This is a genomic window from Fundidesulfovibrio sp. YSD1, from assembly GCF_055397115.1.
The window spans coordinates 3728459-3743599 of record NZ_AP043666.1 but is presented as its reverse complement, the minus strand read 5'-3'; the positions used below and the strand labels follow the sequence as shown (position 1 = coordinate 3743599).

At 68.2% G+C, this 15141-nt stretch carries 13 protein-coding genes and 1 tRNA gene; 3 read left to right on the top strand and 11 right to left on the bottom strand.

Translation table 11 applies throughout. The features are described from left to right. Window positions 1-341: 341 nt before the first annotated feature. Both ACZ5V4_RS17355 and ACZ5V4_RS17350 read right to left on the bottom strand, forming a co-directional pair. Entirely contained in the window at window positions 342-1364 is a 1023-nt protein-coding gene (locus ACZ5V4_RS17355) for a glycosyltransferase family 2 protein (RefSeq protein WP_464316128.1), read from the bottom strand. A 44-nt stretch (window positions 1365-1408) separates the two neighbouring features. Then, a complete protein-coding gene (locus ACZ5V4_RS17350) occupies window positions 1409-2068 on the bottom strand; it encodes an NAD(P)/FAD-dependent oxidoreductase (RefSeq protein WP_464316127.1) in 660 nt (219 codons plus the stop codon). Between the two features lie 219 nt (window positions 2069-2287). Between ACZ5V4_RS17350 and ACZ5V4_RS17345 the strand changes: the two genes are divergently transcribed. Continuing rightward, window positions 2288-4024 carry a bacteriohemerythrin gene (locus tag ACZ5V4_RS17345; protein ID WP_464316126.1) on the top strand — a complete coding sequence of 579 codons (1737 nt, stop codon included), beginning with the start codon at window positions 2288-2290 and terminating at the stop codon, window positions 4022-4024. A 110-nt stretch (window positions 4025-4134) separates the two neighbouring features. On the opposite strand, the gene thyX is transcribed toward ACZ5V4_RS17345, so the two are convergent. From thyX to ACZ5V4_RS17315, 6 genes are read right to left on the bottom strand one after another with little or no spacing between them, the layout of a single operon-like run. Continuing rightward, window positions 4135-4863, bottom strand: a complete 729-nt coding sequence (gene thyX / locus ACZ5V4_RS17340; RefSeq protein ID WP_464316125.1) for an FAD-dependent thymidylate synthase — start codon at window positions 4861-4863, stop codon at window positions 4135-4137. Between the two features lie 3 nt (window positions 4864-4866). Next, complete coding sequence (ruvB, locus tag ACZ5V4_RS17335) at window positions 4867-5829, bottom strand: Holliday junction branch migration DNA helicase RuvB (protein WP_464316124.1); 963 nt, start codon at window positions 5827-5829, stop codon at window positions 4867-4869. Further along, entirely contained in the window at window positions 5826-6434 is a 609-nt protein-coding gene (ruvA, locus tag ACZ5V4_RS17330; protein ID WP_464316123.1) for a Holliday junction branch migration protein RuvA, read from the bottom strand. The genes ruvB and ruvA overlap by 4 nt, the downstream gene beginning before the upstream one ends. Further along, window positions 6431-6931, bottom strand: coding sequence for a crossover junction endodeoxyribonuclease RuvC (ruvC, locus tag ACZ5V4_RS17325; protein ID WP_464316122.1), 501 nt, complete (start codon window positions 6929-6931; stop codon window positions 6431-6433). Before ruvC ends, ruvA begins: the two co-directional genes overlap by 4 nt. Window positions 6932-6953: 22 nt before the next feature. Continuing rightward, entirely contained in the window at window positions 6954-7697 is a 744-nt protein-coding gene (locus ACZ5V4_RS17320) for a YebC/PmpR family DNA-binding transcriptional regulator (protein WP_464316121.1), read from the bottom strand. Then, window positions 7698-8309, bottom strand: a complete 612-nt coding sequence (locus tag ACZ5V4_RS17315) for an RlmE family RNA methyltransferase (protein WP_464316120.1) — start codon at window positions 8307-8309, stop codon at window positions 7698-7700. A gap of 40 nt (window positions 8310-8349) precedes the next feature. On the opposite strand from ACZ5V4_RS17315, the gene ACZ5V4_RS17310 reads away from it, so the two are divergent. Both ACZ5V4_RS17310 and ACZ5V4_RS17305 read left to right on the top strand, forming a co-directional pair. Beyond that, on the top strand, window positions 8350-9825 hold the full coding sequence (locus ACZ5V4_RS17310; RefSeq protein WP_464316119.1) for a glycosyltransferase family protein: 1476 nt from the start codon (window positions 8350-8352) through the stop codon (window positions 9823-9825). A gap of 38 nt (window positions 9826-9863) precedes the next feature. Continuing rightward, window positions 9864-9939 (top strand) — tRNA-Ala (locus ACZ5V4_RS17305). A gap of 80 nt (window positions 9940-10019) precedes the next feature. Here ACZ5V4_RS17305 and ACZ5V4_RS17300 read toward each other — a convergent pair. From ACZ5V4_RS17300 to ACZ5V4_RS17290, 3 genes are all read right to left on the bottom strand, one after another. Continuing rightward, window positions 10020-12620, bottom strand: coding sequence for a glycosyltransferase (locus ACZ5V4_RS17300; RefSeq protein WP_464316118.1), 2601 nt, complete (start codon window positions 12618-12620; stop codon window positions 10020-10022). A gap of 109 nt (window positions 12621-12729) precedes the next feature. Further along, window positions 12730-14112: an ABC transporter ATP-binding protein gene (locus ACZ5V4_RS17295; protein WP_464316117.1), complete on the bottom strand. Its 1383-nt coding sequence runs from the start codon at window positions 14110-14112 to the stop codon at window positions 12730-12732. Next, the gene (locus ACZ5V4_RS17290; protein WP_464316116.1) at window positions 14102-15025 is read right to left on the bottom strand and encodes an ABC transporter permease; all 924 of its coding nucleotides are present in this window, start codon (window positions 15023-15025) and stop codon (window positions 14102-14104) included. Before ACZ5V4_RS17290 ends, ACZ5V4_RS17295 begins: the two co-directional genes overlap by 11 nt. Between the last annotated feature and the right edge of the window lie 116 nt (window positions 15026-15141).

The following is a 15141-nucleotide window of genomic DNA, read 5'->3' as shown; positions in this document are numbered from 1 at the left end:
GGGGGGACTCAAAAACAATCCACAGACTATGGAATATTTTTCCACAGCCATTACTCCATGAGAACCCGTTTTTGTCAGAATTAATTTCTTTTTCTGGCAGGAATGGTTCTTTATACCCGCCATTTTGAGCGTTCCGTTGGCTGAAGCGCCCTCATGGCCATGACTCCGGAATTCGACTGAAAGTGCGGATCAATGGCAACATGCTTAAATAATTAAGTTTTACCAGCATCTTCTTTTCACGGCCAAACAGGGACAAGACGATAAAGGAGGGTTTCCCTCCCTCAATTTGGCTCGTTTCCGGGAGAATCAGACGATTATCGCCAATGATCCGCCACAACACCTCAACCTGCCTGGACATAGCCGACGCCGGGCAGGAAGCCCCTGGATTCCAGAAAGCGCGCCACGTGCGCCGCGGCGCCCGGAGTGGCCACGAACGAGGCCACGAAGGCCTCCTCCGGCCCGGGCACGTCCTCGTGGTGCAGCACTGGCCGCCCCTGGTGCGACCGCCCGATCTTGGCCGGGTCGATGTCCAGGTAGGCCTTGATGCGCACGCCGTGGGCGCACAGGCGCTCCGCGCGCTTGCGCGTCACCCTTCCCGCCCCCACCACATATACGTCCGGGTGAAGGGGATTGTTCCTCGCGAGCCAGCGCGACAGGTAGCCCGCCTTGAGTTCGAAGAAGGCGTCCGCCCCGTAGCGGGCGTCCGTGCGCGAGAGCCTGTCCGGGGGGTCGTTCCAGACCAGAAGCTCCTGGCCGACCTTGCCCAGGCGCGCACCGGCCTCGATCCAGCGCAGCCAGAGCTCGTAATCCTCCGGGAAGGGGCCGTGGCGGTAGCCGCCGAAGCGGGCGAAGGAAGCGGCCCTGAACACGGCCGAGGGGTGCGCCAGGGGGGCGTCGCGGAACACGCCCAGGCTCATCTGCTCGTGGGTGAGCAGGCCGTTGACCCATTCCACGTGCCTGGCGTAGCCCGCGGCGGCCCCTGCGTCCCCGCCGAAGCGCACCAGGCACCCGGCCGCGTCCGTTCCCGGGTGGGCGTCCAGAAACGCCGCCTGGACCGCGAGCCTCTCGGGCAGGCAGGAGTCGTCGGCGTCCATGCGCGCGAGATAGCGGCCACGGGCCAGGGAGGCGGCCAGGTTGAGCGCGCACGCTATGCCCGCGTGGCCGGAGCGGACGGGCCTCATCCTGGGGTCGCGCGAGGCGGAGCCCTCCAGCACGGCCCAGGTTGCCCCGCCGTCGTCCGAGCCGTCGTCCACGGCGATTATCTCGAATTCGCGCAGGGTCTGGCGCGAAAGGCTCGAGAGCGCGCCGGGAAGGTGGCGCGCGGCGTTTCGCGCGGGCAGGAGGACCGAGACGAGGGGTTGCATGGGATGAATGAAAAGCGGCCGCCCGTGAGGGCGGCCGCGGGCGATCAGAGCACCGCCGCCTTGATGGCCTCGATGCCCACGCGCTCCACGAAGCGGGCGCAGCGTTCCTTCTTCTTGGCGTTGTCGCGGTAGTGCTCCAGGAGCTTCTTCACCAGGGCCACCACCTGTTCGGCGCTCAGGTCCTCGGCCACCACGTCCGCGATGCGGGGCTTGCCGCCGGGATGGCCGCCGAAGGACACGGTGAAGCCGCTCTTCTTGCCGATGACGCCCACGTCGCGCACGAGAGAACTCGCACAGCATAACGGGCAGCCCGAGACGCCCATCTTCACCTTGGCGGGCAGTTCCATGCCCACGTAGACCTTCTCCAGTTCGAGCCCCAGGCCCAGCGAATCCTGCACGCCGAACTTGCACACGCTGGTGCCCGGGCAGGCCTGCACGAAGTGCACGCACAGCTCGATGGCCTGGCCCACCAGGGTGCCCAGGTCCTTCCAGATGTCCTCCACCTGCTCGGCCTTCACGCCCACCAGGGCGATGCGCTGTCCGGAGGTGATCTTCACGATGGGGATGGCGTATTTCTTGACCACGGCGTTCAGGGCCTCGAGCACGTCGGGGGTGATGACGCCCACTGGCGTGCGGGGCACGATGGCCCAGGTTTCGCCGTCGCGCTGGAGGATGCCTCCGCGCGGCGCTTCAGTCTTGCTCATGTCGACGGTTCTCCGATCATTAGGATTGGTAAGGAATTTCCCTGATTATTAGGATTGATTCCGACCGATGTTTGTGTGATACCCGCTCGGTGGTGCAAGATCAAGGCTCGGGAGTTGTAACATTTCCTTCCTGCAATGGATTCGTGAATGTAAACCCCTCCTGCTTGTGGGCTTTCCCAATTTTAGCTACCTCATGACATCCGTTATCTGGGAGTTCATATGTCCGTGAAGTCCTTCTTGACCGCCCTGCTCGCCCTTTCCTCGTGCATGGCGGTGGCCGCCTCGGTCCTGAGCTTCGGTTCCGGCGGGGCTCCGGCCTGGCTCTTGGTGAGCCTGTGCCTCGCGGTGCTGGCCTCGCTTTGCGTGTTCGCCTTCCTGGTGGCCGCACCGCTCGGAAGGCTCGCGGCCATGGCCGCCCAGGCCGCTCAGGCAGGCCTGCCCCAGGGCGCACCCGACGCCGGGCCCGCGGAATTCGCCGCGCTCTCCAAGGCCCTGCGCGAACTCGCGGCCTGCCTGGGCGACGCGCGCAAGGAGGCCGGCGACAGGCGCAGGGAGCTCGAGGCCGCCCAGCGCTCCTGCGACGACGCCATCCTCCAGGCCCAGGAGGCCTCCAGGCTGGCCGAGGAGTCCAAGGCCCGCAACCTGCTGGACGCCTCCAACAAGCTCGAGGCCGTGGTTGAGCGCGTCATGAACTCCGCCGGGGCGCTCTCCAACCAGATGGAGCGCATCTCAGAGGGAGCCGACCTCCAGAAACAGCGCATGGTGGAGACTTCGGCGGCCATGGTGCAGATGAACATCGCCATCGCGGACATTTCGCGCAGCTCCTCCGACGCCTCGGTGAGCGTGGAGAACGCCAAGCAGTTGGCCGACGAGAGCGCGCGCCTCGCCCTCGAATCCATCGACTCAATCTCCAAGGTCAACGACTCCACCTCGCAGCTCAAGCTGAACATGGGCAGCCTGGGCGAGCAGGCGCGCAGCATCGACCGCATCATCAACGTGATCAACGACATCGCCGACCAGACCAACCTCCTGGCCCTGAACGCCGCCATCGAGGCGGCCCGCGCGGGCGAGGCCGGGCGCGGCTTCGCCGTGGTGGCCGACGAGGTGAGGAAACTCGCCGAAAAGACCATGCACGCCACCAAGGAAGTGGGCGACTCCATCATGGCCATCCAGAACTCCATCCACCAGAACGTGGAACGCATGGAGATGGCCGTTTCGCGTACGGACGAGGCCTCGGCCATGGCCAGGCGTTCGGGCGAATCCGCGCAACTGATCCTGACCCACGCCGAGGACAACACGCTCAAGATCCACTCCATCGCGGCCGCCTCCGAGGAGCAGTCCGCCACCTCGGCGCACATCAACAAGGCCATCGACGAGGTGGACCAGGTGGCGGGCGGCATCGCCGACGGCATCCACGACTCGGCCCACGCCGTGCTCGAACTCTCGGAGCTCTCGCACGAGCTCTCCGTGCTCATCGCGGACCTGAAAAGCGGCATGCAGGCTGACGTGCTCATGCCCTGGACCAGCGAACTGGCCACTGGGGTGAAGGTCATCGACGAGCAGCACCGCAAGCTGGTGGACATGGTCAATCAGCTCTACGCGGCCATGAAGTCCGGCCAGGGCAAGGCCGTGCTGGAGAAGCTCCTGGACGGGCTGGCCGAGTACACGGTGTACCACTTCGGCACCGAGGAGAAGCACTTCGACCAGCTGCGCTTCCCCGAGGCCCCGCAGCACAAGAAGATCCACGAGGAGCTCAAGGCCAAGGTGGTGGACTTCATCACCCAGTACAAGTCCGGCACGGCCAACGTGTCCATGGACCTGATGAACTTCCTCAAGGACTGGCTGGCCAACCACATCTGCAAGACCGACAAGCGCTACGTGAAGGTCTTCCTGGACGGCGGCCTCGAGCGCACCCCCGGCTACCGCGCCCCGGCAGCCAAGGCCCTGGGCCGATAGTCCGGGCGCTTTTTGAAACGCTTCAAGAAGCGTCGCAAGACACGCACCAACGAAAGCGCCCCCGCCGGATTACCGGCGGGGGCGCTTGAATTTCCAGGAGGGCACGCGGCCTAGGCGTCGCGGCGCGGATACCTGCCGCAGGTGAACTTCTCGCCCTCGGGGCAGTAGCCCAGGCGCTCGCACTTGGCCCCGGCCACGTCGAACACCTCGGGCAGGGTGTAGCGGCACAGCGAGAGCATCTTGTCGGCCAGGGCGCGTATCTCCCACTGGGCGCGCTCGCAGCAGCGGTGCTCGAAGAAGTTGAACAGCGAGCGGCAGTTCATGGTCAGCACGATGCGCGTCTCGGCGGCCTGGGGCAGCACGAAGCGCGCGTCCTCCTTGGCTTTCGCGCCGCGCCCGTCCTCTTCGAGGATGGCCTTGAGGTCGCGGTAGGCGTGGCCCACCTCCGCCATGAAGGCCTCGAAGCGCTCCTTTGCCTTGGGGTTCTTGGCCACGGCCGGAGGCATGATGAAATCGAAGTTGGAGGCGTCCACGTAGCGCTGGGACTGCTGGGAGTAGCTGGCGATGCGGTGGCGCACCAGCTGGTGCGTGAGCGCGCGCGACACCCCCTCCACGGCGAAGGTGAAGCTCACGTGCTCCACGGGGCTCACGTGGCCCGACTCGATCACCTGGGCCACGAACTCGGCCTGCTTCTCGCGCGCGATCTCACCTGCCAGAAGCCTCGGCCACATGTCCGCCACGAAACCGGCATGGTAGCACTGGCGGAAGGCCGCGTAGATGAGCGAGAGCGGTTCCGGGGTGTAGGCCAGAAGGGCCACGTCGAGTTTTTTTTCGGGCATGTGTCAGCCTAGCGAATGCGTTTTGAGGTGTTGGTAGGCCCTCGCCGTGGCCACGCGCCCGCGCGGGGTGCGCTTTATCAGGCCGCACTGGATGAGGTAGGGCTCGTAGATGTCCTCCAGGGTGCGCACCTCCTCGGAGCAGGCCACGGCCAGGGTCTTGACCCCCACGGGGCCGCCGCCGAACTGGTCGATGAGGCAGGAGAGTATCTTGCGGTCCATCTGGTCGAGCCCGTGCGGGTCCACGTCCATGCGCGAAAGGGCCTCGCGGGCCAGGTCCTGGTCGATGACCTCGCGCGACTGCACCACGGCGAAGTCGCGCACGCGCCTGAGAAGCCTGCCCGCGATGCGCGGCGTGCCGCGCGAGCGCTTGCCGATCTCCAGCGCGGCCTCGCCCGTGAGCTTCGCCCCAAGTATCCCGGACGCGCGGGTGACGATGGCCGCGAGTTCGTGGGCCGAGTAGAAATCGAGCCGGAAGATCACGCCGAAGCGGTCGCGCAGGGGCGAGGTGAGAAGGCCTATGCGCGTGGTGGCCCCGGCCAGGGTGAAGGGCTCCAGGTCGATCTTCACGGTGCGCGCGCCCGGGCCCTGGCCGATGATCAGGTCCAGCTTGAAATCCTCCATGGCCGGGTAGAGGATTTCCTCGACGGCCGGAGGCATGCGGTGGATCTCGTCGATGAAAAGGATGTCGTGGCGGCCCAGGTTGGTAAGGATAGCCGCGAGGTCGCCGCCGCGCTCGAGCACGGGCCCGGAGGTGGTGATCAGGTTCACGCCCAGCTCCGAGGCCATGATCTGGGCCAGGGTGGTCTTTCCGAGGCCCGGGGGGCCGTAGAAGAGCGTGTGGTCCAGGGCCTTGCCGCGCTCCGTGGCCGAGGAAAGGTAGACCTCCAGGTTGGCCCGCAGGTCGTCCTGGCCGATGAAGTCCGTGAGCCTCGCCGGGCGGATGGTGTCGTCTGGCTTCGTGGTCATGCTTTGGCGGCCGCGATCTTCTTCAGGCACGAGCGGATGGCCTGGGCCACGTCCAGGTCCGGTTCGGCCTCGAGCACCTCGCGCAAGAGCGGCGCGGCCTGGGAATCGGCATACCCCAGATTGACGAGCGCCGCCAGGGCGTCGCGGTAGACGCCTCCGGCCGGGGCCTGGCCTGCGGGCGTCACGGGTCCCGCGTGCACGTCGGCCAGGGCGTACTTGAGCTCCAGGATCATGCGCTGGGCGCTCTTCTTGCCGATGCCCGGCACCTGGGCCAGGGCGGCCGCGTCCTCGCGGGCCGCGATCAGGGCCAGCTCGCCCACGCGGTAGCAGGAGAGCATGGAGAGCGCGGTCTTGGGGCCGAGTTTCGGGATCTCGATCAGCGCGCGGAAGGCCGCCCGCTCCTCCCCGGCGGCGAAGCCGAAGAGGCGCGTGCCGTCCTCTCCGGTCTGGGCGTGGACGTAGAGCGAGACCTCCTCCCCCTTGCCCGGCAGCGACGCCGCCGTGGAGGTGGCCACCGAGACGTCGTAGCCCACGCCCGAGGCCGTGAGCACGAGGCAGGAGCGGTCGGTCTTCTCCAGAAGCTCACCGCGCAGATAGGCGATCATCCTTCCCCCGCCAGACGCCTGAAGCGCCTCTGGTTCAGATGGCACACGGCCACGGCGAGCGCGTCCGAAGCGTCGGCGGCCAGCGTTTTTCGGCATCCCAGCACCTGGGCGACCATGAAGGCCACCTGCGTTTTTTCGGCCTTGCCCACGCCCACCAGGCTTTTCTTCACCTCGGTGGGGGCGTAGGCGTGCACGCGCACCCCGGCCACGGCGCAGGCGGCCATGGCCGCGCCGCGCGCCTGGCCCAGCTTGAGCGCGGAGGATACGTTCTTGGAAACGAACACGTCCTCCATGGCGGCCTCGTCGGGCTTGTGCCGGGCCAAAAAGCCGCTCAGGGCGTCGAAGATGGCCCCGAGGCGCACGTCCATCTCGCCCAGGCACTCCACGCGGATCACGCCCGTGTCCACGAGGGTGAGCACGCCGGACTCCTCGCGCACGATCCCCCAGCCGGTGTTGCGCGAGCCGGGGTCCAGCCCGAGGACGGTGATGGCGGCCATGTCCGGATCGTTTCCCCGCGCCCTACATTTCGGCCAGCAGCGCCTCGGGCAGCTCGAAGTTGGCGTGGGTCTGCTGCACGTCGTCGTAGTCGTCCAGGGCGTCCACGAGCTTCAGGAGCTTGCGCCCGGTCTCGGCGTCCACGTCCACGGTGTTCTTGGGGATCATGGAGATCTCGGCCGAGAGAAGCTCCATCCCAGCGTCCTCCAGGGCCTGGCGCACGGCGTCGAAGTTCTCGGGAGCGGTCTCCACCTCCCAGGTGTCGCCCTGGTCGAGCACGTCCTCTGCTCCGGCCTCCAGAGCGGCCTCCATGATCTGGTCCTCGGCGTACTTGGCCTTGTCCAGGGTGAGCACGCCCTTCTTGTCGAACATCCAGCCCACGCACCCGGCCTCGCCCATCTGGCCGCCGTTCTTGCTCATGATGGCCCTGATGTCGGCAACGGTGCGGTTGCGGTTGTCCGTGGCGGCCTCGACCATGATGGCCACGCCGCCCGGGCCGTAGCCCTCGTAGGTGACCTCCTCGATGTTGCCGCCCGCGAGCTCGCCCGTGCCCTTCTTGATGGCCGTCTCGATCTTGTCCTTGGGCAGGTTCACGGCCTTGGCTGCGGCCACTGCGGAGCGCAGCCGGGCGTTGGTGACCTGGTCCCCGCCGCCGGCCTTGGCCGCCAGCATGATCTCCTTGGTGACCTTGGTGAAAACCTTGCCTTTCTTGGCGTCCTGGGCGCCCTTGCGCACCTGGATGTTCTTCCATTTGGAATGTCCAGCCATCTACTCCTCCGGATATGTCTGAAGGCCCCTGAAACCGAGGCCCACGATGAACTGCTCGAAGCTCTCGGAACGCGAGCTTTTGGGTTTGGCGGTCTTGACCTTTTCAAAGGCCCCGCGCATGGAGTCGGTGAATGCCTTGACGTCCGGGCCCATGAACACTTTGGCCACGAAGTGGCCGCCCTTTATCAGGCAAGTCCCGGCCAGCGCAAGGGCCTGCTCCACCAGCTCCAGCGAGCGCGCCTGGTCCGTGACGCGCTGGCCCGTGGTCCTGGGGGCCATGTCGCTTATCACCAGGTCGAAGGGCTTCATGGAGTCGAGGAGCGCCCTGAACTCGGGGCCAGGGTCCAGCGCGTCCGCCACCAGGAAGGTCACGTTGGGCGGGAAGGCCGTGTCCGTGGGGTTCAAGTCCACGCCCAGCACCTTGCCGGAGGCCCCCACCTTCTGCGCGGCCCAGAGCGTCCAGGAGCCGGGCGTCGCGCCCAGGTCCAGCACCTTCTGGCCCGGGCGGAAGAGCTTGAAGCTGGCGTCCAGTTCCTGGAGCTTGTACACGGACCTGGCCGGGTAGTTCTCCTGCTTGGCGCGCTTGAAATAATGGTCGTGCAGTTTCTTCATGGCCCCTCCGGCCCGGACCTGTAGCAAAGGCCCCCAGCAGATGCAAAGCCCCCCGGCGCGCCTGCGCCTGACCGACGAGCTCGGCGCTCCAAAGACACTCCCGGACGGGCACGACACCCTGCGTTCCTCCCCAGGGAGCGACTGGCTGGTGCTGGGCCTCGGGCCGGACCCCGCGCGGCTCGCGGCGTCGCTGCCCCGGGACGCCCGCGTGCGCTACATGGAGTGCCCGGCCTTTTCCGGGCAGATGCCGCCATCCTGGCGCGAGGCCGTCCCGTCCGCGTGGCGGAGGGTGACGAGCTTCGACCCGGCGGCGGACGCCACCATCCTTTTATATAGAGGAAATCAGCGTCTGTTCCCCGGCTTCTGGAGCCCGGTGCTTGCCTCGCTTGCCCTGCCCGTTCCGGGCGGGTCCGTGGGCGCGCACGCGGGGACGAAGGTCGCGCTCATGCCCGAGGCCCCGGGCAGGCTCATCGCGCGCGAGGCCGGACAGGCCCTGGAAGAGGCCGGCTTCGAGGTGAGAAGCATAGCCCCGGGGGAGCTCGCGAGCGAACTGGCCCAAGGCAGGCCGGACATCTTTCTCTCCATCAACTTCGCGGGCCTGGACGAATACGGCCTGAGCCTCTCGCTTCTGGCCCGCGCCGGGACGCCCGTGGCGGTCTGGCTGGTGGACAACCCCTTCCACGCCCTGAGCGGACAGAAGAACGCCCTGTGGAAGCAGGCGCACCTCTTCGTCACGGACAGCTGGTTCATCGCCCCGCTTCGGGAGCTTGGCGCCAAAAGCGTGACCCACCTTCCCCTGGCCGCGTCGCCCGGGTTCTTCGGGGCGAAACCGTGCGAGCCCGGGCTTTCAGGCAGGATGCTCTTCGTCGGGCGCAGCGCCTTCCCGGGCCGGGAGGACTTCTTCGCCGGGCTCAGGCCTCCCCGCGACGCCCGGGAAGAGGCGCGCGCCATGCTCTCGCGCGGCCAGCGCCCGGATTTTGCCTGGTGGGTGGAGCGGCTCGGCGTCGAGCGGCTGTGGCCGGGCAGGCAGGTGCGCCTGGCCGGCCTGGGGGCCGAGGAGTGCGGCCGGGAATGGCGGGCAATGGTCATCGAGGCGGCGGCCAGGGCCGGGGAGCTTTGCGTCTGCGGAGACGCGGCCTGGCGGGAGCTGACTGACGCGAAGTTCAAGCTGCTGCCCCCCGTGGACTACTACGGGCCGCTAAAGGACATGTACGCCTCGGCGCGCAGCGTCGTGGGGGCAGTGAGCCCGCTTCTGCCGCAAGGGCTGACCCAGCGCCATTTCGACGTCTGGGCCGCCGGGGGGCTTTTGCTGACCGACCGGACGCCCGGGCTTGCGATCTTCCCGGAAGAGCTCGCCCAGGCCGTGAGCTACGCTGTTCCCGGCGAAATCGGCGCGACGCTCAAGCGCCTTGAAGCCGACCGCGAGGCCGTGATCCAGGCCTGGCGCGGGCTCATCGAGAGCGAGCACACCTACGCCCGCAGGATCGAGGCCATCCTTGAGCATGTATTCTCTTGACCTGAAGTCAAATTGCATCTAGTAACCTCGCTTCCCGAGGGGGCGTAGCTCAGCTGGGAGAGCGCAGCGTTCGCAACGCTGAGGTCGTGAGTTCGATCCTCATCGCCTCCACCAAAAGCAAAGGGGTTGCAGTCACACACTGCAACCCCTTTTTTGTTTTGTAGCGCGCCGGTGAACGACTGCCCGCTAGATGCCTAGGCCTCTTCCCCGTTCCCTTCCGGATACCGCAGGTCCACATCCCGCGCGCCGTCGGTCAGGCGAAGCTCCAGGCACCTCGCCGAGAGCCTGCGCGTGTCCGCCACGCCGGGGCCGTCAGGCGCATCCGCCCTCCTCGCCCCGTCCAGGACGAACTCCACGTAGCCGCCCCCTGAGGGCAGGTCGGGGTCCAGCATGACCGACCCGCCGCGCGACAGCGCCACCGGCTTGCCCCAGGCCTTGCCGCACACCAGCGTGCTCACAGTCACGCGCCCGGTCGGCGCTTCCGGCGGCAACGAGAACTTGGCCCGCAGCCACTGCCGGTGAGCGGCCGGGCCGAAGGCCACGAACAGCCGCCCACCGCACCAGCCGTCGCCGTACAGGCCGCGCACGGCCGTGCTCTGGGACAGCGGGCGGGCCAGCACCTCCTCGAACACGCCCAGGTACTTGCGCGCCATGTCCTCCGGGCCGCCGAACACCGCCAGGCGCCGCCGCCCCTTCTTAGCCAGGGCCTCGGCCAGGCCGGGCTCGCCGACGATGCGGGCCATGGCCCGGGCGATCTCCTCGGGCTTTGCGGGATCGAAATACAAAGCCGCGTCCCCGCCCACCTCGGGCAGGCTCGTGGTGTTCGAGCACAAGATCGGCGTGCCCACGGCCATGGCCTCCACCAGGGGCATGCCGAAGCCCTCGAAGAGCGACGGGAAGACCAGGGCCGTGGCCCCGGTCATCAGCGCGGAGAGCTCCTCGTCGGACACGTAGCCCGGGAAGGCCACCCGGCCGCCCAGCCCCTTGCGCGCGGCCTCCTCGGCCAGTTGCGCGCGAAGCCCAGTGTCCGCCCCGGTGAGCACCAGGCGCATCCCTGAGCCAGGGCCGGTGGCGGCGAAGGAGGCGAAGGCCTCCAGGAGCGCGCGGTGGTTCTTGTGCGCCCAGAAGTTGGCCGGATAGAGGAAGTACCCCTCCCCGCCCAGCCCGAAGCGCTCGCGCGCCCGGGCCACCGCCTGGGCGTCCGCCCGGGCGAGCCTGCGCGGCAGGGAGATGTGCACCGTGGCCGTGCGCCCCTCGGGCACGTTGCCCTGCTCGAGCACGGTCCGGCGCGTGAACTCCGAGATGCACACGAGCCTGCTTGCGGCCCGGGACGCGGCCAGGAAGGTCCGCTCGCGCGAGGCCTCGTCGTCCGGGGCGAAGAACCGGGGGTGGTAGGCGTACTGGAGGTCGTAGACCACGGACACCACGGGCACCGAAGGGTGCTCGAAATAGGGCATGGTGAAGGGGCAGAAGAGCAGGTCCACCGGCTTGCCCCGCCACGAGTCGATGCCTTTCGCGCGCCCGAGCGAGGACGCCCTGACCCGCTCCACGTTGGGCGCGTCCAGGTGCGCAAGCTCCTCGAAGGCCGCGTCCGAGACCAGGCAGACGAAACGCCAGTCCGGGCGCATGGCGCGAAGCTCGTGCAGGAGCAGGATTGTCATGAGCTTGGCCCCGCCGTTGTCGCCTCCGGGCAACACCGGGGTGAGGTCCACGAGCACCTGCGCGCCCTCCAGGCCCCGGCTCGCTGCCGGGAGCCTGCCGCCGCCACCCTTGAAGACGCGCTTCACGGCCTTGTTGTAGAGCCAGGCGAGGCGGCCCAGGCGCAGAAGTATCTTGTTCACCAGCCCGGGCAGCCGGGCCTCGCTCACCCAGCCCGAGGCCATCTCGCGCACCACGCCCTCGAGCCCGCCCTGCTGCGCGGCGGCGGCGCCGCTCGCGCGCGCTGCCTCGGCCTCGGCCCTGGCCGCGCGCTCGCCCATGTCCATAAGCGCCAGGGCCAGCCTGCCGTCCGGAGTGCGGCAGAGCGCCCGGGCGGCCTCCTCGGGGGAGTGGTCGGGCAGGGACGCGCTTCCGGCGGCGAAGAGCATGTCGTAGGGAAAGAGCGCCTGCTCGAAGCGCAGGTGCTCCATGCCGGCCAGGGCGAAAAGCCCGCGCACGGACTGCTCGCTGAAGAGGTAGAGGTGTTCGGCGGGCAGGAGCATGCGCGTGAACGGGTCCGCCCCGGCCTGCATCTCCTCGAAGGGGGTTCCCAAGGGAAGGCGCGGGGTCTGCACGAAGACCACCCCGCCGGGTGCCAGGAGCCGCCCCGCGTGGCGCAGGAGCCCCACCGGGTCGGGCAGGTGCTCCAGCACGTCCATGAGCACCACGGCCTTGAGGCTCCCCGTCGCGATATCCTGCTCTTCCAGCGGCCCGGAGAGCATCGTTACGCCGAAGGTGCGGGTGGCCAGCGCGGCCACGTCCGCGTCGAGCTCCAACCCCCTGGCCGAAAACCCGCAGCGCGACAAGAGCGCTGTGAACCCGCCGTGGGCGCAGCCCAGTTCCAGCACCTCCCCGGGCGGCAGACAGGCCCGCAGGAAGAGGCGCAGCCAGTGCACGCAACGCTCGGGCATGTCCGCGCGCGCCCTCGTTTCGATGGAGGGCTGGCCCAGGTCGGCCTCCTGGTGGCCGAACCAGTAGTCGCTGCCGTAGTTCTCGGTCCTGACCCCGCGCGAAACGAGCGTGCCGCAGGCCGGACAGAGCATGTACCCGGGGGAAAAAGGCTCCAGGACGTCGGCGCCGCACCAACATTGCCGCATGGTTTCTCCAGAAATGCCGGAAAGAGAGTGTCGAATGCGCCCTTGCCGCGCCCGAAGGACGACGCGGCCGGTTCTCCTCCCGGGGCTGGCCGGAAGGCCTCCCCCAGGGCTACCCCTGTTTCCCGGCCGCGAACAGGCGTAGTTGCGCCTCCCCCGGCAGGTTGGCCACGCCGTGGTGGGTCAGCTGCACGGGGCTGGTGTCGCGGCTGCGGAAAGTGACCATGAAGTCGCCTGCGCGCGTCAGGATGGAGATCACCGTGATGCGGCTCTCCAGCTCCTGGTGCGACAGCGCGGCCCTGCGCTTGTAGTCCTCCAGGCTCAGGGCGGAAAAGCCGAGGTTCACGGTGTACTCGCCCGGGGCCAGGTCCAGCGCGACGTCGAAGCGCACGCGCACGCCCGCCCCGGCCGGGGTGGCCTCGGGGTGCTCGCAGTCGAATTGCAGCGTGTTCTTGCCGAAGACGATGATGCGCTTGTCGTTTATGATCTCCACCCCGGCCACGGCCACCTCGATGTCGTGGTGCACCTGGTAGCGGCAGAAGATGGAGACGGTCTCGCCCTGCTCGAAGCTGCGGCAGGGGTGGCCCGAGGCGTCGCAGACCGCCACGTGGGTGCAGCTGGCCCAGTCGTTCTCGGCGGCGGACACCCGGGAGAGGTCCGCGAAGGCCTCCGGGGCGGGCCAGAACCCGTCCGCCTCGTCCTCGGCCGGGAGCGCTAGCGCGGCCTCGCCCTCCGACGCCGCGACAGGGACGTACCCGCCCCCGCCCACGGAGTAGCGCTTGACCGCTGCCGAGGCGTCCCCGCAGAAGACCACGCGCCCGCGCTCGAGCATGAGCGCCCTGTGGCAGAACTGGGCCACGTCGTTCATGGCGTGGGACACGAGCACCACCACGGTGCCGCGCGCCAGGAGCCCTTCCAGGCGCTGGTAGCATTTCTGGCGGAAGAACACGTCGCCCACGGCCAGGGCCTCGTCGATGATCAGCACCTCGGGTTCGAGGCTCGTTGTCACGGCGAAGGCCAGGCGCAAAAACATACCGCTGGAATAGGTCCGCACGGGTTGGTCGAAGTGGGCCCCGATGTCCGCGAAGGCCGCGATGTCGTCCATGTGCCCGTCCACGGTGGCCTTGGGGATTCCGAGCACCGCGGCGTTGACGTAGACGTTCTGGCGGCCCGTGAACTCGGGCTTGAAGCCGGAGCCGAGCTCCAGAAGCGCGGTGGTGCGCTCGGGAAGCTCCACCTCGCCCTCGGTGGGCTCGATCACCCCGGCCAGTATCTGCAAGAGCGTGGACTTGCCCGCCCCGTTCTTGCCGATGATGCCGAAGGCCTCGCCCCGGCGCACCTCGAAGCTCACGCCGCGAAGCGCCCAGTGCTCCCGGTAGAGCGGCCGGGCAGGGGGCAGGAGCATCTGGCGCAGCCGGTCCTGCGGGCGGCTGTAGAGCTCGTACATCTTGGAGACGCCGCGAGCGGCGATCACGGTATCGGAATCAGACCGCATCGGCGAAGAGCCTCTTCACGTTCACGAAGAAGGAGTACCCGGCCAGCATCACCAGGGCGGAGAAGGCCGTGGCCGCGCCCAGGGCCGCGAAATCCGGGGCCTGGCCCCAGATGATGGTCCGGCGCAGGTGGTCCACCACCGGGTGCAGCGGGTTGAACGCCAGCACCCCCCGCCAGGGTTCGGGCACGGCCGACAGGGGGTAGAGGATCGGGGTGGCGAAGAAGTAGAGCTGCACGGCCACGCCCACCACGTTGCCCAGGTCCTTGAGGAAGACGCCCACCGGGGCCAGGAACCAGCACACGCCGAGCGTGAACATGCCGAGCGGCACGTAGGCCAGCGGGGCCAGAAGCGCGGTCCAGGACAGGCTCCCCGTGGTGGCGAGCACGCCCGCCGCCACGAGCAGCATGCTGGCCAGCGACTCCAGGGACACGGCGAACAGGCTGCCCACGGGCAGGATCTCCAGCGGGAAGAGCACCTTCTTGATGAAGTTGACGTTCTCCGACAGGAGCCTCGGCGTGCGGTTCACGCACCCGGCGAAGACCTCGAAGACCATGAGCCCGGCAAAGAGCGTCAGGGCGTAGCCCGCCACGCCCCCGGCCTGACCGCCGCCCGCCCAGGAGGGCTTGAAGACCACCGAGAAGACGAAGGTGTAGACCGCGAGCGTCACCAGGGGCGTCACCAGCCCCCAGAGCACGCCCAGTTGCGACCCGTGGTAGCGGGAATACAGTTCGATCCGCGAAAACGTGGCCAGAAGCTCGCGGCGCTGCCAGAACGACCGGGCGAAGGCCCGGGGCGACAGCCCTGCGAGCAGGCCGGACCAGAGCGATCCGGCGCGGGGTCGTCTTACGACCATGACCTTGGAAGTGGCGTGCATGGAGCCGGTTGCATATTCGATGCGGTCGAGAAGTGTCAACGCGGGCCCCTCCCCGCAGGGAAGCGCCCGCCGCGCCTGCGTCAATGGCTCATCGTCCTTGATCTTTCACCCCTGAACCGTTACTCGGCCATCTTCGCACCCGCCCGGGCCTGAAC